General features: G+C 58.8%; 11 protein-coding genes. 3 read left to right on the top strand and 8 right to left on the bottom strand.

Translation table 11 applies throughout. From position 1 onward, the window contains the following. Positions 1-79 precede the first annotated feature (79 nt). The 6 genes from F0155_RS09845 to F0155_RS09820 form a co-directional block, all read right to left on the bottom strand. Positions 80-2,296, bottom strand: coding sequence for a 3-hydroxyacyl-CoA dehydrogenase NAD-binding domain-containing protein (locus F0155_RS09845; protein WP_150524338.1), 2,217 nt, complete (start codon positions 2,294-2,296; stop codon positions 80-82). Positions 2,297-2,311: 15 nt separating this feature from the next. Next, positions 2,312-2,695: a cupin domain-containing protein gene (locus F0155_RS09840; RefSeq protein WP_150524337.1), complete on the bottom strand. Its 384-nt coding sequence runs from the start codon at positions 2,693-2,695 to the stop codon at positions 2,312-2,314. Between the two features lie 3 nt (positions 2,696-2,698). Continuing rightward, positions 2,699-3,907 (bottom strand): acetyl-CoA C-acetyltransferase, encoded by a 1,209-nt coding sequence (locus F0155_RS09835; RefSeq protein WP_150524336.1) that lies wholly within the window; start codon positions 3,905-3,907, stop codon positions 2,699-2,701. A gap of 27 nt (positions 3,908-3,934) precedes the next feature. Next, complete coding sequence (locus tag F0155_RS09830; RefSeq protein ID WP_150524335.1) at positions 3,935-4,573, bottom strand: glutathione S-transferase family protein; 639 nt, start codon at positions 4,571-4,573, stop codon at positions 3,935-3,937. A gap of 107 nt (positions 4,574-4,680) precedes the next feature. Further along, positions 4,681-6,477, bottom strand: a complete 1,797-nt coding sequence (locus F0155_RS09825; protein WP_150524334.1) for an acyl-CoA dehydrogenase C-terminal domain-containing protein — start codon at positions 6,475-6,477, stop codon at positions 4,681-4,683. A 308-nt stretch (positions 6,478-6,785) separates the two neighbouring features. After that, entirely contained in the window at positions 6,786-7,256 is a 471-nt protein-coding gene (locus F0155_RS09820) for a MerR family transcriptional regulator (protein WP_150524333.1), read from the bottom strand. 406 nt (positions 7,257-7,662) lie between these two features. Between F0155_RS09820 and F0155_RS09815 the strand changes: the two genes are divergently transcribed. The 3 genes from F0155_RS09815 (at position 7,663) to F0155_RS09805 (ending at position 13,791) form a co-directional block, all read left to right on the top strand. After that, complete coding sequence (locus F0155_RS09815) at positions 7,663-11,928, top strand: peptidoglycan-binding protein (RefSeq protein ID WP_150524332.1); 4,266 nt, start codon at positions 7,663-7,665, stop codon at positions 11,926-11,928. A 160-nt stretch (positions 11,929-12,088) separates the two neighbouring features. Next, positions 12,089-13,018: a sulfite exporter TauE/SafE family protein gene (locus tag F0155_RS09810; protein WP_150524331.1), complete on the top strand. Its 930-nt coding sequence runs from the start codon at positions 12,089-12,091 to the stop codon at positions 13,016-13,018. After that, the gene (locus tag F0155_RS09805) at positions 13,015-13,791 is read left to right on the top strand and encodes a TIGR02186 family protein (protein ID WP_150524330.1); all 777 of its coding nucleotides are present in this window, start codon (positions 13,015-13,017) and stop codon (positions 13,789-13,791) included. The genes F0155_RS09810 and F0155_RS09805 overlap by 4 nt, the downstream gene beginning before the upstream one ends. A 103-nt stretch (positions 13,792-13,894) precedes the next feature. Here the strand turns inward: F0155_RS09805 and pdeM are convergent, their stop codons facing one another. Together pdeM and F0155_RS09795 are read right to left on the bottom strand one after the other, a co-directional pair. Further along, a complete protein-coding gene (gene pdeM, locus F0155_RS09800; RefSeq protein ID WP_150524329.1) occupies positions 13,895-14,632 on the bottom strand; it encodes a ligase-associated DNA damage response endonuclease PdeM in 738 nt (245 codons plus the stop codon). Next, positions 14,629-17,136 (bottom strand): ligase-associated DNA damage response DEXH box helicase, encoded by a 2,508-nt coding sequence (locus F0155_RS09795; RefSeq protein WP_150524328.1) that lies wholly within the window; start codon positions 17,134-17,136, stop codon positions 14,629-14,631. The genes pdeM and F0155_RS09795 overlap by 4 nt, the downstream gene beginning before the upstream one ends. Between the last annotated feature and the right edge of the window lie 44 nt (positions 17,137-17,180).

Here is a 17,180-nt window from a genome sequence, read left to right as displayed (position 1 = left end):
GCAAAAAAATCAGAAAATATGCGAGAACCGCCGCTCGAAAGCGGCGGTTTTATTGGTGATAGATATAAATACCACTGCGTCAGGCGGCTTGAGAGGTCGCTGAATTGTTCTCAGGAGCAAACTTGCCGTAGAAGGATTCGTTGTTTTTCGCCATGTCACGCAGAAGCTTGTTCGGCTTGAACCTTGGGCCCCACTTGCGGGTGAACTTCTTGCAAAGCTCGACAAATTCCGCAGTGCCCATCATGTCGATATAGCTGAGCGTGCCACCGGTATAAGGCGCAAAGCCAAAACCGAGGATCGAGCCGACATCCGCTTCGCGCACATCGGTGAGGCACTTCTCCTCAAAGATGCGGGCGGTCTCGAGGGCCTGCATGACCAGAAGGCGCTGCTTGAGTTCCTCGATGTTGAAGCTTTCAGCAGGCTTGGGCTGGCCGGTTACATCGGTGATGCCGGGCCAGAGGCTCTTGTCCTTGCCCTTGTAGTCATAGAATCCCTTGCCGTTCTTGCGGCCAAAGCGTTCGCGCTTGACCACCAGTTCTTCAAGGATGTTGTCCAGCGGACCCTCGACATACTTCACGCCAAGGTCCTTGCGGGTTGCCGAGACGATCTTCCATGCCAGATCAAGCGCAACTTCATCGCCGAGCGACAGCGGTCCAACCGGCATGCCGGCCATCTTGCCCGCGTTTTCGATCATCGCTGCCGGAACACCGTCGGCCAGCATCATCAGGCCTTCGCGGATATAAGTCATGACAACGCGCGATGTGTAGAATCCACGGCTGTCGTTGACGACGATCGGCGTCTTCTTGATCGTCTTGATGTAGTCGAGGGCAACAGCCAGCGCACGATCGGACGTCTTCTTGCCCATGATCACCTCGACCAGCATCATCTTCTCTACCGGTGAGAAGAAGTGAATGCCGATGAAGTTCTTCGGGCGTTCGGAAGCTTCGGCCAGAGATGAGATCGGGAGAGTGGAGGTGTTGGAGGCATAAACGGCCCGGCTCTTCATCGCCGCTTCCGCCTTCTGGGTCACCTGACGCTTGACTTCGCGGTCTTCGAACACGGCCTCGATCACAAGGTCGCACTCTGCCAACTGGTCGTAATCGGTGGTCGGCGTAATGCGCTCCAGAACCTTTGCCTTCTGGTCTTCGCTCATGTGGCCGCGCTGAACCGACTTGCTCAGGATGCTGTCAGCATGCGCCTTGCCCTTGTCGGCAGCTTCCTGATCGCGATCGATCAGAACAACGCTAAGGCCTGCCTGCGCGGAGACATTGGCAATGCCCGCGCCCATGAAACCGGCACCGAGAACACCAAGCTTCTTGATCTTGTTCGGACGCTGGTCAAGCGGACGGCGCGCCAGCTTGTTCAACTCCTGCATGGAGATGAACAGGGAGCGGATCATGTTGGCGGCTTCCGGTGTCTGCAGCACCTTGGCGAAGTAGCGGCTTTCTACCTGAAGCGCGAGGTCCATCGGCAGCTGAAGCCCTTCAACGACCGCATGCAACAGATAGCGGGCGCCGGGGTAGTTGTCATGGGTTTCACGGCGATAGATCGCATTGGCGGCTGGCCAGAACTGGAAGCCTTGCGGCGAATAGATCTTGCCATTCGGCAGCTTGTAGCCCTTCTTGTCCCAGGCCTTCACAGGGTCCAGGCCGTCCTTGAGCAGCTTCTTGGCTGCTTCCATCAACTTCTTGGCCGGAACGACGTCATCCACCAGACCCATGGACTTGGCCTGCTTCGTGCGCAGCGTCTTGCCCTGCAGCAGGAACTGCATGCCTTGCTGGCCATCGGCCATACGCATGACACGTTGCGTGCCACCGGCACCCGGGAAGAGGCCAACCTTCACTTCCGGAAGACCCATCTTGAAGCTGTCGTCATCGGCGGCGATGCGCGCATGGCAGGCAAGGGCGAGTTCCGTGCCGCCCCCCATGCAAACGCCGGTCAATGTTGCAACAAACGGCTTCCCGCAAGTTTCCAGCTTGCGATAGACAAGGGAGAGTTTCCGGGAGCCTTCAAAGACGATCTTCGCAGCGCCTTCCGGATCAGATCCCTTCTTGACGTGGTATTCCTTGAGCAGGCCTTCCAGCATGGTCAGGTCTGCACCACCGGAAAAACCGGATTTGCCGGACGTGATAATGGCGCCCTTGATGGCCTCGTCACCGGCAACCTGATCAACGATCTGGCTCAGTTCGTCCATCACGCTCATGTCGATGACATTCAGGGACTTTTCCGGCATGTCCCAGGTGATGACAGCAATGCCGTCGGCGTCAGTTTCAATCTTGAAGTTTGTATAGCTCATCACAATTCCTCCCGCTCAAGCCGATGCGCTGCCCTGATGGGCGCGTTGTTCGGCAAGCGATTTCGTTCCGGCGACAACCACATCGCCCGTGTGTTTGGTCTCGGATGGTTCGAACAGGATCACCCAGCACTCGTCGCCTGCTAAGGGGTTGTGCTCAACGCCCTTGGGAACAACGTACATCTCGCCAGCGGACAGGACGACGTCGTCCCGGTCCCGATAGCGGATTGTCAGCGAGCCCTTGTAGACGAAGAAAAGTTCGTCCTCGTTGGCATGGTCGTGCCAGACAAACTCGCCCTTCAGCTTGGCCAGTTTCACGCACTGGTCGTTCACGTCAGCAACGACCCGAGGCGACCAGTAGTCTGTGATCTGCGCAAATTCCTGTTCGATATTGGCGATCATCGATCAGACCCGCTCGATGATGGTAGCCGTGCCCATGCCCGCGCCAATGCACAGCGTCACAAGAGCGGTGTTGAGGTCACGGCGCTCCAGCTCGTCCAGAACTGTGCCGAGGATCATCGCACCGGTCGCGCCCAGCGGATGGCCCATGGCAATGGCACCGCCATTGACGTTGACGACCTTGGGATCAAGATCGAAGGCCTGCTCGAACCGCAGGACAACAGACGCAAAGGCTTCATTGATTTCGAAGAGATCAATGTCCTTCAGCTCCATCTTGGCGTTTTTCAGGAGCTTCTTGGTCACATCGACCGGGCCGGTCAGCATGAGTGCGGCGTCCGAGCCGATATTGGCAAAGGCCTTGACGCGCGCGCGCGGCTTAAGACCGGCAGAGCGACCTGCCGTACGCGAACCGATCAGGACAGCCGCCGCACCGTCAACAATGCCGGAAGAGTTGCCTGCGTGGTGGACGTGGCGAACCTTCTCCAGTTCCGGATGCGCCTGAATGCCGACAGCATCAAAGCCTCCCATGTTGCCCATCAGTTCAAAAGAAGCATTCAGGGAAGCCAACGATTGCATGTCCGTTTGCGGGCGCATGTGCTCGTCGTGGTCAAGAATGGTGATACCGTTGATGTCCTTCACCGGAACCACGGAGTTCTTGAACTTGCCTTCCTTCCAGGACTGCGCGGCGCGCTTCTGGCTTTCCACGGCATAGGCGTCGCAGTCGTCGCGGGTGAAGCCGTACTTGCTGGCGATAAGGTCGGCGGAAACACCCTGTGGCATGAAGTAGGACGGGATCGCGACCTGAGGCTCGATCGGCCAGGCACCGCCCGACGCACCGATGCCGACGCGGCTCATGCTTTCCACACCGCCTGCGATCACCAGTTTGTGCTGACCGGACATGACCTGTGCAGAAGCCATGTTTACCGCATCAAGGCCGGACGCACAGAAACGGTTGATCTGCATGCCTGGAACGGCAGTGTCGTAGCCAGCTGCAAACACGGCAGCGCGCGCGATGTCGCCGCCCGCTTCGCCGACAGGGTCAACACAGCCCAGAACCACGTCATCAACTGTCTTGGTGTCCAGACCATTGCGGTCCCGGATGGCTTCCAGCGCGGTCGCAGCAAGGCGAACGGCGGGAACCTCATGCAGGGCTCCGTCCTTTTTGCCGCGTCCGCGCGGGGTGCGGACGTGATCATAAATATAGGCTTCAGGCATCAGATCCTCCTCAAGAAACGGGTGACCTCAACTTGCTCCCGGCGTCGCCTGCCGAGGCATGAGGTTGTTCGGATGGTCCCAGCCGGGAAGGGACTTGATCCGCTCCAGCCAGGCGGCAACATTGCCGTATTCGTTCAGGTCAATGCCGAGCTCGCCCTCGTAGAACATGTAGCCGCAGAGGGAAAAGTCGGCGATTGTCGGCTTGTCGCCGATGGCAAACGCGTTGCGTGCCAGATGCTTGTTCAAAATGGCGAGCGCGCTCCGGCACCGGGTTTCGAGCCATTTCGTCGTGTCGGTTTCGCCGGTCTTGGCAAAGGTTCTGAGGAACCGGAGAACGCCAAGCTGGGACGAGATCTTGTGGTTGTCGAACAGGGTCCAGCGCAGGATCTCCCGGCGCTCGGTTTCATTTTCCCAACCGAAGCGGCCCAGCTTTTCTGCCAGAAAGTCGAGAATGACGCCTGACTGCGTCATCATCTGTCCGCCGGTTTCCAGAACGGGCACTTCACCCAGTTCGTTATAGGTGGTGCGGAATTCGTCCGTCCGGGTCTCGCCGTTGAAGAAATCCACCCAGCGCGGTTTCCAGTCCGCCCCGCACAGCTGCAGCATCAGGGCAACCTTGTAGGAGTGTCCTGACTCGGCCATGCAGTGAAGGATGTAGTCTGCCATTTCATGATTCTCCCTGGCATTTCATCTGAAAGGAAGGCGAGCTTAGCCGCATCCATGCAGAAATGCGCGGGTGGAGAAGGCCCGGTCGAAACCGGGCCGCGGTGATCCTAGAACGCGTCGGCGGAGATGTTCATAAGCGTATCGGAACCGGCAGAAATCCGGGCCAGATGCGCAGATGTTTCCGGCATGAGGCGTTCCATGAAGAACGTGCCGAAGGCTACCTTGTTGGAGAGCCAGTCGGCCTTCTCTCCAGCACCTGCAGCCAATTGGTCCTGCGCGGTCTTGGCGATTTTCGCCCACATGTAGCCAAGCCCGACGAGCCCGAAGAGATGCATGTAGTCGACCGAGCCCGCACCGGCGTTGTCCGGTTTGGCCATGGCGTTGTTCATGAACCACATGGTCGCAGCCTGAAGGTCATCAAGACCCTTCTTCAGCGGTCCGGTGAACGGGGCAAGATCTGCATTTTCCTTGTTCGCCTTCAGGAAGTCACCGACTTCCTTGAAGAAGGCCATGACCGCGCGGCCACCGTTTGCCGGCAGTTTGCGGCCGACAAGGTCGAGCGCCTGAATGCCGTTGGCTCCCTCGTAGATCATGGCAATGCGGGCATCGCGGACGAACTGCTCCATGCCCCATTCCTGAATGTAGCCGTGGCCACCGAACAACTGCTGGGCGTTGACCGTGTTGGCAAAGCCGGTGTCGGTCAGGACGCCTTTCAGCACCGGGGTCATCAGGCCCATGATGTCGTCGGCAGCTTCGCGTTCCTTGGCATCTTCCGCATGATGGGAAATGTCGCCATGCATGGCGGTCCAAAGGACCAATGCGCGGGCAGCCTCGTTGAAGGATCGAATGGACATCAGTACGCGGCGTACATCCGGATGCACGATGATCGGGTCTGCTGCCTTTTCAGGGTTCTTCGGCCCGCTGAGCGAGCGGCCTTGCAGACGGTCCTTGGCATAGGCAACTGCGTTCTGATAGGCGATTTCCGACTGGGCCAGACCCTGAACGGCAACGCCAAGGCGGGCTTCGTTCATCATGACGAACATGGCCTTGAGGCCCTTGTTCTCCTCGCCAATCAGCCAGCCGGTTGCCTCGTCATAGTTCATGACGCAGGTCGCGTTGCTGTGAATGCCCATCTTGTGTTCGATGGAGCCACAGGAAACACCGTTCGGCTCGCCGTTCGATCCGTCTTCCTTGATCGAATATTTCGGAACGACAAACAGCGAGATGCCCTTCACACCCTCAGGCGCCCCTTCGATGCGGGCGAGAACGAGATGGATGATGTTTTCCGAAAGGTCGTGCTCTCCGGCGGAGATGAAGATCTTGGTGCCGGAAATCTTGTAACTGCCATCGCCCTGAGGTGCCGCCTTGGTGCGGATAAGTCCGAGGTCCGTGCCGCAATGGGGCTCGGTCAGGTTCATGGTGCCGGACCATTTGCCGGCGATCATGTTTGGCAGATAGGTCTGCTTCTGCTCGTCGGTGCCATGGATCGTCAGGGCTGCAACAGCGCCTGCCGTCAGTCCCGGATACATGGAAAACGCCATGTTGGCGGAGGACAGATACTCGTTCAAAAGCGTCCCGACCGTGTGCGGCAAGCCCTGACCACCGTAGTTCGGGTCGGCGGAGATCGTACCCCAGCCAGCTTCGCAGAAGGCGTCATAGGCTTCCTTGTAGCCCTTGGGCGTGGTGACGCGGCCATCGTCATGGCGCTTGCAGCCTTCAAGATCGCCAGACTGGTTCAGGGGATGGACGATTTCCTCGGCAAACTTGGCGCCTTCGCGGATCACGGCTTCAATGAGATCCGGTGTCGCCTCTTCAAGGCCGGGGAGGGTGGAAAGCTTCTCGAACCCAAGAACGTCCTTCAACAGGAAAAGCGTGTCTTCGACTGGGGCACTGTAACTCGGCATCCGTATCCTCCCAGATCTGCCATTGAGAGATGTGACCTGACGTTTCCGTAAACGTCAACTGCAAGCTATATACGACCAGGTTACGCTTGCGGCAAGTGGTGTCGTTGGGGAACCCGTTCAAAAAATGTCGAATTGGCGTGTTTTTCTTGAAATTTGGGCTGATGGTAGCACCAATCGCGATGCTGAGAAGCCGTTTTTTGATCAAATTAGCTTGTTTTGGGAGGTTTGGCGCAAAAACGACAAAACCCCGAAGCAAGCCTCGGGGTTCGTGTTAGCGGCAATCTGGAAGGTTGAAAGAGGAGAGCAGCCTATTGCTCGGCTGCCTCTTCGGCTTCTTTCTGCTTGAGCATGCCGGAAACGATCTCGACCGTCCGGCTCAGCTCATCGATAGCCTGTTGGATGTCGTTTTGCTGAACCTTGAGCACATCGATCTGCTCATTGAACTTGTTCAGGGCGACTCGCAGTTGCGTCACCTGACCGTCCCGAAGGTCATAAAGATCAAGCATGTCGCGAATGGCGCTGAGGGAAAAGCCGACGCGCTTGCCCATCAGGACAAGCTTCAACCGCGCACGATCCCTGCGGGTATAGACCCGATTCAGGCCATCGCGCTTCGGGTTGATCAGGCCCTTGTCCTCGTAAAACCGCAAGGTACGCAACGTGCAGTCGAATTCCTTTGCAAGTTCTCCAATAGTGAACTGGGTTTTCTTTGTGCTTTCGTCGCGTGCCGCTACGACATCCACAAGTTCCTGTTCGTTCAATATGGATAACGCTTCACTCATTCTGTCTGGCTCGTTCTGGGTGGCAGGATTTTGATTTTGTTTACCACGTCATTGCGTCTGCTATGGGTGGTAAGTGCAGTATTTCTGCCAAGGTCGCAAGTGCTTACAGGCGAAATGCGGTCCGCCTGAACTTGATTGTATGTTTAGCTAACGTTCGCGTAAACGTCTAGTAGACGGATGGAAAACCCCTGAAAAACTTTCCAAAGTGTTAAAGTAATGTGTCAAATCCGGAGCGCGAAGAGTCACGATTTCAAAGGAAAAATGCAAAACGCAAACTGAATTAACGTGCTGTTTACCCTGACTGGACAAAGATTTTCAAAATACTGCAGGACCGGGTGTATTTCGTGGGGACCCTTGCAGGCCAAATTTTACCGCGGTCATCAGACCGTAAAGTCAGGGTCAAGAAATGCCGGCTTGGAAAAACCGCGAGGCAGGACGCCGCGGTCGCGACCGACACGAACCTCATGAATATGATGAGGATCGCTACATGGACGAACCGGAAGGGCGTCGGCGTGGACCATCCCGAGGTCATGTACGCAAGGCCAACGAACATCCCGACATGCGTGCTGAGCGCCCGATACATGCGGCGCCGCCTGCAGGACGGGCACCTGCCATGGCATATGATGGCGACGAAGACGATCTGGAAGCAGTTGCTGACGAACTGGATCGCCTGCTTTCGGAGCGGAGCGACCGGTCTTCACGTGCACCTTCCCGCAAGGCACCGCCACGCGCAGCATCTCGTCCGGCTGCACGCGCCCAGGCACATGCCGAAGACTATTATGATGACGAGCCCGCCTATGCACCGCAAGACGATCAGCGTGTCGACGAGGTGATGGGAGCGCTCGACAGGTTGGATCAGCAGGTTCAGGACATGTCAGGCAGAAGGCTACGTCCAGTAGACGACGATTATATTGACGAACCCCAATATGAGGCCGAGTATGATCGGCCGCGGCGGGCTCCGGCACCGGCACCAGCACCCCGTGCGGTCGCACCTGCACCGCGTGCTCGCGAAGAGTATCGTCAGGAAGAGTTCCGCCAACCGCCGCGTCCGGCACCTCGCCGCAGAAGCGATGCCTATTTCACCGAGGTTGCCCGGTTTGATCGTGGTCAGGAGTATGACGACTTCGCCGGCGACTACCACGATGAAGATGAGTATGAGGAAATCCGTCCGCCGCGTGCCCGCCCGGCCCGCAAGGCATCGGCCGATCCCTCATTGCAGCTCTACAAGGAACTTGGTCGCCGGATCGACGCCCTGAGAAAACCTCAGGAAGAAGCATTCGAGCATGTTCGCGAGGAGCTGGGCTCCCTGCGCAACGCGCTTGGCGGCTTGTCCAAGGGGACGCAGGATCGTGTCACACGCCAGAATGCGGAACTGCGCCGACTGGCCGACATGGTTGACCGTCTGCGGGCTGACAAGTCCAACGATCAGTTTGCCAAGGACGTGCGCCGGGAAGTTGCCGAGCTGAAGTCGATTGTCGGACGCTCCAATGTGGAAGGTGCCCTGCAGACACTTGAGCATGGCTATGCCCATATTCTGCAGCGTCTCGATGAGCTCAGCCGTGGCTCGATTGATCCACGTGTGCTGCGCGGCGTGACCGTTCGTCTGAACGAGATCGAGGATGCGTTTGCATCCCTGCCGAAGTCGGAACACCTGTTGATTCTCGATGAGCGGATCGGCAGCATTTCCGAGCGCATGGAAGAGCTGCTGCATCGCAAGAACCACACGGAAATCGAGCCGCTGCGCGCAGAACTGCGTGAAGTTCGCCAGGCAGTCGAGCATATCGACGTGGCAGGTCTTGTCGAAGGCATCGATGACCGCATGAAGTTCGTTTCCGGTCGTCTGGACGATCTGGAAGTGCTTGCCCGCGAGCAGCGTGGCCTCGACAGCCGTCTGAGTGCCATGGAACAGCGCATGCCGGAGCCCGAGACGATTTCTCGTCTTCAGGGGCGTCTGGAAGACATCGTCGGCATGATGTCGGATGATCGTGCGGCCAATGTGCAGGCCGACCAGTTTGGCATGATGGATACGCGCCTTGACGAGATCGTCAATCGTCTGGAGCGGATGGAGCGTATTGCTCCCGCGTCTTCGGATAAGGCAGCCTTCAACTCGCTGGAGCGCCGTCTTGAGGCGATTTCCGACAAGATCGAAGTGATCGAGAAAAAGGCAGATCGTCAGCCGATCGTTGCGGACGGCAAGTTCGAAGTCTCCGACGCGGACAAGATGCTGTTCACCCAGCTCCAGAACCGCATGGACGATCTGAGCAACCGCCTTGACGCGCCGAGGGGCGGTGTGACGACCGCAGATCTTGACCGCCTTCGCGCCGAAATTGGTGCGATGCGGGCTGCCGTTGAGGAGCCGCGGTCCACTGCAGCTCTCGAGCAACGCATCAACGAACTCGCCGAAGCTGTTACCCGCGGTGGTGACGACCTTGACGATGGCCGGATCGAGCAGATCGGCATGAAGGTGGCTGCGCTCGCCGAGCAGATGGAGAATGCCTCCAGCCATGCTGGCGAAATGGAAAAGGTCGCTACTGCGCTCGAGCGGATCGAAAAGGGCCTGCAGGATACGCGTAGTGATGTCGTAGACATCGCCCGCAATGCGGCCAAGGAAGTTCTGGCCGAGCAGCCGAAGGCCGTTGCTGCAGCCCCGACCGGGGAATACGACAAGGCGATCGAGGGTCTGCAATCCGACCTGAAGCGCCTGCTTGATGCTGCTGAAGGCAGTGAGGAGCGCACACGCAACACGTTTAGCGGTGTTCAGTCCGTACTCGGTTCTCTGACCGAGCGGCTGGAAAGCCTGGAGCGGTCTTCGGTTGCGCGTCCCTCACAGGCTGTTGCCACCACACGCATCCCGCAGCCCGACCTTGAGCCAGAGCCGCTGGACGAGCCTGCTATGGATGAGGGTCGCAAGCCCTGGCGTGCAGAAGGCCATCCCCTGATGCGCGAGAAGGCAGACCAGGGCGATCGCGGTCGTGATCGCAAGGCCGACTTTATCGCCGCCGCACGCCGCGCCGCACAGGCCGCCTCGGTGGAAGCTGCCCGCATGGGACATCATGCGCCGGAGCCGATGGTCAACCTTGTTGACGATGAAGGCGAGCGCACCAAGGAACGTGCCGGCTGGTTCCGCAAGGTTCTGGGCCGTGGCAAGAAGGGTGAGGCCGAAGCCGAACTCGCTTCTGTTGCCATGGACGCGGAAGACACGGTCGCACCGGTTCTTGCCGGTGACCGTCCGACCGCCGAGCCGGAAGAGCAGGCTTCAGGTGGTGGACGCCGCAAGGCCCTTGTCTATGCCGCCGCAGCTGTCGTTCTTGCGATCGGCACCCTGCAGGTCTTCAAGATGGTCTCTCCGTCTGATGTTGCCGAGGACCAGATTTCGGTGAACACCGAGGAAATGATCGGTCCGGATGGAAACGTCATCGATGGCACCTACACCGATGTGACCTCCGACGAGACAGTTGAAGTCCCCGGTGATGTGCAGGGTGATGTCGCGCTGGTTGACGGCCCCATCGATGGTATGGGCGCCCAGGACATGATGGACGGGTCCGGCGACGGAACCGTGACCCTCGATGAGAGCTTTGACGGTCCGGCAGACGGTCTGCCGATGGACCTGACAGCAATTGAAGGCCAGCCGCAACTGGAAGCGCCAGGTGATCTGGCTCCGAATGTCGCCTTCGCACCTCCGGCCGGTGTTGCCAACGGCTTTGCCGAGCAGGCAGCAACTGTTGCCGAAGGATTCAAGGCAGCTGCCAACGCAGTGACCACTCCGCTCTCACAGCCGGCGAACCTGATCGCAAGCATGCCGCCGGAAGAAATTGGACCGATTGCCCTGCGCAGCGCGGCGGCCGGTGGCAATCCGGAAGCAGCTTTTCTTGTTGGTGTGAAATACACCGAAGGAAGCGGCATCGAGGCAGATCTGGCGGAAGCCGCCCGCTGGTATCAGATTGCGGCGGATCGTGGTTTACCGCCCGCGCAATATCGTCTTGCCAGCCTGTATGAAAAGGGCCGGGGCGTTGAAAAGGATCTCGAAAAGGCCCGCGCCTGGTACGAGAAGGCCGCTTCTGCAGGCAACTCCAAGGCCATGCACAATCTGGCGGTTCTCTATGCAGAAGGCCAGAATGGTTCGCCGGACTTTGGTCAGGCTGCGCACTGGTTCCAGCAAGCCGCCACCCACGGCGTTCAGGACAGCCTGTTCAACCTCGGCATCCTTTACGCTCAGGGTCTCGGCGTCGAAAAGAACCTGATCGAAAGCTACAAGTGGTTTGCAATTGCCGCTGATCAGGGCGACCGGGATGCTGCACAGCGCCGCGATGATGTTGCCAACACTATGAGCCCGGCAGATCTGGCCGCAGCACGTCTTGCCGTCGAGAACTTCCGTGTCCTGACGCCGGACCCGGCAGCCAACAAGGTCATCACCAACCCCGAATGGGTTACGGCTCCGTCCCTGTCGACCAATGCGTCCTCGTCGCTGGAAAGTGTTGTTGATTACTCCGGTCTCATTCGCGAGGCCCAGTCGAAGCTCAATGCACTCGGGTTTGATGCCGGATCACCGGACGGGCAGGCCGGACCGCGCACCCGCAATGCAGTTCGCGAGTTCCAGAAGAGCCTCGGATTGCCTGAAACAGGAAACATTGACGCACGTTTGGTTGAGGAACTTAACGGTCAATCAATCTAGGCGTGTGGAAATGCCGAGGCATGCATGCAACACTCGGTAAAACAAGACTAACCCCCGGTTGACACTACGGCGACACCGGGGGATTAACCTAAGGAACACTCGCTGATCCTTTGCGACAACGGACGCCCCCAGTGGCGTCCGCTTCTATTCGGTAAACATCGTGCAACTGTACCTGCCTATCGCCGAGATACCGGTCAACATATTCCTGATTCTGGGAATGGGGGGCGCTGTCGGCTTCTTGTCCGGTCTCTTCGGGATCGGCGGCGGGTTTCTGCTGACACCACTTCTGATCTTTTCCGGTATTCCGCCAGCGGTTTCAGTGGCCACGGTCACGACACAGGTTGTTGCGTCTTCCGCATCCGCGGTCGTCACCTATCTGCGCCGCAAGGCAATTGACCTGAAGCTCGCCAGCTATCTTCTGGCTGGCGGTGTTGCCGGCTCGCTGGCAGGTGTCATTCTGTTTGACATCCTGCAATCACTCGGCCAGCTGGACGTCGTGATTTCGCTGTCCTACGTCACGTTCCTTGGAACCGTTGGCACGTTGATGCTGGTGGAATCCATCAAGGCGATCCGGCGCAGAAAATCAGGCGTTGTGGTCAGTGCCAAACGTCCCGGCCAGCACAACTGGATCCACGGGCTGCCCTTCAAGGTGCGGTTTCGCCGCTCCAAACTCTATGTCAGCGTGATCCCGGTACTTGGCCTGGGCGCTGCCATCGGCTTTCTGGGAACCGTTCTGGGCATTGGCGGCGGGTTCATGATGGTTCCCGCGCTTATTTATCTTCTTCGGGTGCCGACCGGCATCGTTATCGGGACGTCCCTGTTCCAGATCCTTTTCACCATGGCGGCTGCCACGATCTTCCACGCGGTCTCCACCCAGACGGTTGATATCGTTCTGGCACTGACGCTGATGGTGGGCGGCGTTATCGGCGCGCAGCTCGGCGCCCGGATGGGGCAGAAACTGCGCGGTGACCAACTGCGCCTGTTGCTCGGGTTGCTGGTTCTGTCGGTCGGTATGCGCTTTGCCATCGATCTTCTGCTGACCCCGAGCGATTTCTATTCGATCGCCATCACCAAGGGAGCAGGGGCATGATCCGTCGCGCGCTTCCCTGCTGGATGGCAATCATGCTCGCGCTCGCCAGTGGTGCCGCGTTGGCCGAGGATCTGGTGACGTCCCTGTCATCGGACAAGGTCTCGATCAAGTCGAACTTCACGGGAACCGAGATTGTCATTTTCGGTCAGGTGACACGCGACAACAATACGATCAGCCGCCGGGGCAATTACGATATCGCGATCATTGTTGAAGGCCCGACGCAGGACATTACCACCCGTCGCAAGGGGCGTTTCCTGGGTGTGTGGGTCAACCGCTACTATGAAAGGTTCCTGGGCGTTCCGTCCTTCTATGCAGCGGCCAGCACGTCAAACATCAATGAGTTGGCGCACCGGAACCTTCTGGATGAATACGAGATCGGGCTGAATCACCTGAATCTCGCCGTCTCCGGCAAATCCGATGTTCCCTTGTCTGACCGGGATGATTTCCGACAGGCTTTCCTGCGGCTGCGCACCCAACAGGGGCTGTATTCGGAGCGCGCGGAAGCGATCCATTTTCTGACCGACACAATGTTCCGGACCAATGTCCCGCTCCCGGCGAACATTCCGGTCGGCGCCTACAAGATCAAGAGCTATCTCTTTCAGGATGGTGTCATGCTGTCTGAGACGGAAGAAGAGCTGTCGGTGGCGAAAACGGGTTTTGAGCAGTTCACCTTCGAGATGTCGCGCAGCTATTCGCTCGTCTACGGACTGATTGCCGTTGTTCTGGCCATTCTCACCGGCTGGCTGGCCGGGGTGATCTTCAAGAAAGACTGATTTTTCAGGGTGTCGATGAGGCCGAAATGCCAAGGGCCGTGCATATGCCAAGGGCCGCGCACGGGGCAACCCATGTCTTGTCATTCGCCAAAGCTAATCGGTGTCAGTCTTCGATCAGGCGAGAGGCCGTGAACGGATAAAGTCGGTCATTTCCGAGCATGAAGACCGAAAACTGCCTGCGGCGGAAAACCAGATGGAAGGCCGGGTCATTGACGTTGAGGCCTCCGGTCAGGGCGCCGAAGGCGGGCATGACGAGGCGGTAGCCGTCCGTTGCAAAGCAGGAGCGGCGGATAGAGCGGCCATAGCGGCGTACGCGGGCGGCCGGATGCAAGTGTCCGCAGATTTCGCCCGCAATCACGTCCCTGTCGGTTTTTTGCAGCGGTTCGTGGCGGAAGGTCAGTGGACCGATGGAGATCTCGTCCACTGTTTCGCCGCACAGGCGCACCGGCGCAATCGGATCATGGTTTCCGGTCACCCAGATCCAGTCCCGATTGAGCTGCAGGGAGGTCAGCATGGCCCGGTAGACTGGCGGCAACCGGTCCGAGCCATCGGGATCATGAAAACTGTCTCCAAGCGAGATCACGCAGGCCGGATCAAAGGTCTCGATTGCAGCTGCAAGGCGTTCAAGCGTGATTCCGGTGTCATAGGGCGGCAGCATCACGCCGCGCCGCGCGTAGGACGACGCCTTTTCAAGATGCATGTCGGACACGACCATGACCGACTGGTCCGGCCACCACAGAATACCGCTTTCGTGAAGTCCGACCGTTTCTCCGTTGATTTGGATGTCATGGCACACCGGCGCAATTGCGAAGTCGTCCAGATACGACGTCAGTGCACTCATTCCATGGCCTCCAGAATCAAATCGTCCGCTGCTTCGGCAAGGATATCATCAATAGCCTCGCCGTAGACCGGTTCCTTTCCAATTTCCAACAGGATAGGTACGGCCAGAGGCGAAACTTTCGTAAGGCGAGTATGCGTGATTCTGCCCTTAATGCGTGCAAGAAGTTCGCTTAATCTCGAAATATCCAGAAGTCCTTCAGCTGCGTCATTCCAGGTGGCCTGCAGCAGGATATGATCCGGCTCGTGCGAGCGCAGTACATCGTAGATGAGATCGGAAGAAACGGTGACTTGCCGTCCGGACTTTTCCTTGCCCGGATGCCGCCGTTCTATAAGGCCGGCGATGACGGCACAGTTTCGGAAGGTGCGCTTGAGCAGCGAGGATTCTGCCAGCCACGCGTCAAGGTCGTCACCCAGAATGTCTTCCTCGAACAATGCATCCAGATCGATCCTGCCGGTTTCGAACAAAAGCGAGAGATCGCCCAGTCCCCAGATGGACAGGGCATAGTCGTTGGCGACAAATCCCATGGGCTTTGCGCCCAGCCGCTCTAGCCGCTTGGTCAGCAACATGCCGAGGGTCTGGTGGGCAAGCCGTCCCTCGAACGGATAACAGACCATGTAGTTGTAGCGCGAGCGCGGGAACGTCTCGACCAGAAGGCCATCGCGAGGCGGGAGCTTTGACTTGGTCTGCTGCAACTGCAGCCAGTCGCGCACCTGATCCGGCAGGTGCTGCCAGCTGGCCGGGTCGGCCAGCATCGCCCGAACGCTTTCAGCGAGATAAGTGGATAGGGGAAACTTGCCGCCCTGATAGGAAGGGATCATCGGGGTTTCGCTTTTGGAGCGCGAGGCAAAGGCCTCGTTTTCCCTCAATCCCTCGAACCGCAGGATTTCACCGCCAAAGAGAAACGTGTCGCCCTGTGACAGCTGCTCGATGAACCATTCCTCGATTTCACCGAGCACCCGGCCCCCGCGCCCGATCGGATTGCGGCGGCCATCGGCCTTCGACTTGACCAGCCGAACCTTCAGCATCGGCGCTTCCACAATGGTGCCGACATTGAGCCGGTACTGTTGGGCAATCTTGGGGTGGGCAATCCGCCAAAGCCCGTCCGGACCCTTTCGCAGCTTGGCATATTGCTCATAGGTCTTCAGCGCATACCCGCCGGTTGCAACGAAATTCAGGACCTTCTCGAACGTCTCCCAAGTCAAATGGCGATAGGTCTCGCTGGACCGGATTTCATCAAAGACACTCACCGGATCAAATGGGGCGGCGCAGGCAAGTCCAAGCACGTGCTGGGCAAGAACATCCAGCGCGCCCTTGCGAAGGGGAGGCGTGTCCTGCTCCCCCCGCCGCGAGGCAGCAAGCGCGGCCTGACATTCCAAGACCTCGAACCGGTTCGCAGGAACGAGGATGGCCTTGGACGGCTCGTCCATGCGGTGATTGGCGCGGCCGATCCGCTGGGCAAGGCGGCTTGCCCCCTTCGGTGCACCGACATTAATCACCAGATCGATGTCACCCCAGTCGATGCCCATGTCGAGTGACGAGGTGGCAACGACAGCGCGCAACACGCCCGATGCCATGGCCGCTTCCACCTTGCGGCGCTGGCCGACGTCGAGCGAGCCATGGTGAAGCGCGATCGGCAGCGTGTCGTCGTTGATCCGCCACAGCTCCTGAAAGATCACTTCGGCCTGACTGCGGGTGTTGACGAAAATCAGCGACACATTGTGCTGCTTGATCAGCTCGTAGATCTCGCCGATGGCGTGGCGCGAGGAATGTCCGGACCATGGCAGGCGCTCCTGCGTATCCAGAATGGCAATGTCGGGCTCAGCCCCGCCCGCGATCTGGACAACCTTGGAAAGTTGCCTTTCTCCGCAGACGTCCTGAGCGACCAGATAGGCGCGAAGATCATCCGGCTCGGCCACCGTTGCCGAAAGACCGATGGTGCGAAGGTTCGGGCAAATCTGCCGAAGTCGTGCCAGCCCGAGAGCCAGAAGGTCGCCGCGCTTGGACGTGACCAGCGCATGAAGTTCATCAAGAACAACCGTCTTCAGTGTCCGGAACATCTCCATGGAAACAGGGTCGGACAAGAGCAGTGCGATCTGCTCCGGGGTTGTCAGCAGGATATCCGGCGGGTTGCGCTTTTGCCTCTGGCGCTTGTGGGAAGGCGTGTCACCGGTGCGGGTTTCCAGCGTGACGGGCAGGCCCATTTCGCTGACCGGAGCCTCCAGATTGCGGGCAATATCAACCGCAAGGGCCTTCAGCGGCGAGATGTACAGTGTGTGTAGTCCCTTGGAACCGGGAGAATCGGGCGGCAGTTTCGCCCGTGCCTCCAGCTCGACAAGGCTCGGCAGAAAGCCGGCCAGTGTCTTGCCTGCCCCGGTCGGAGCAATCAGCAGGGTCGAGTCCCCGCGTCCCAGATGATCGACCAGGGCAAGCTGATGCGGCCGCGGCGACCATCCTCTGGAGGAAAACCAATCTTGAAACCGGAGGGGCAGAACCGCAGAATCCATGCCCCAAGTTTTAGGTCGCATTTGTCAAAAAGGCGAGGGGGCAA

The sequence above is a fragment of the Roseibium sediminis genome, from assembly GCF_008711325.1.
GTDB lineage: Bacteria > Pseudomonadota > Alphaproteobacteria > Rhizobiales > Stappiaceae > Roseibium > Roseibium sediminis.
This window is presented reverse-complemented; position numbering and strand designations above follow the sequence as displayed.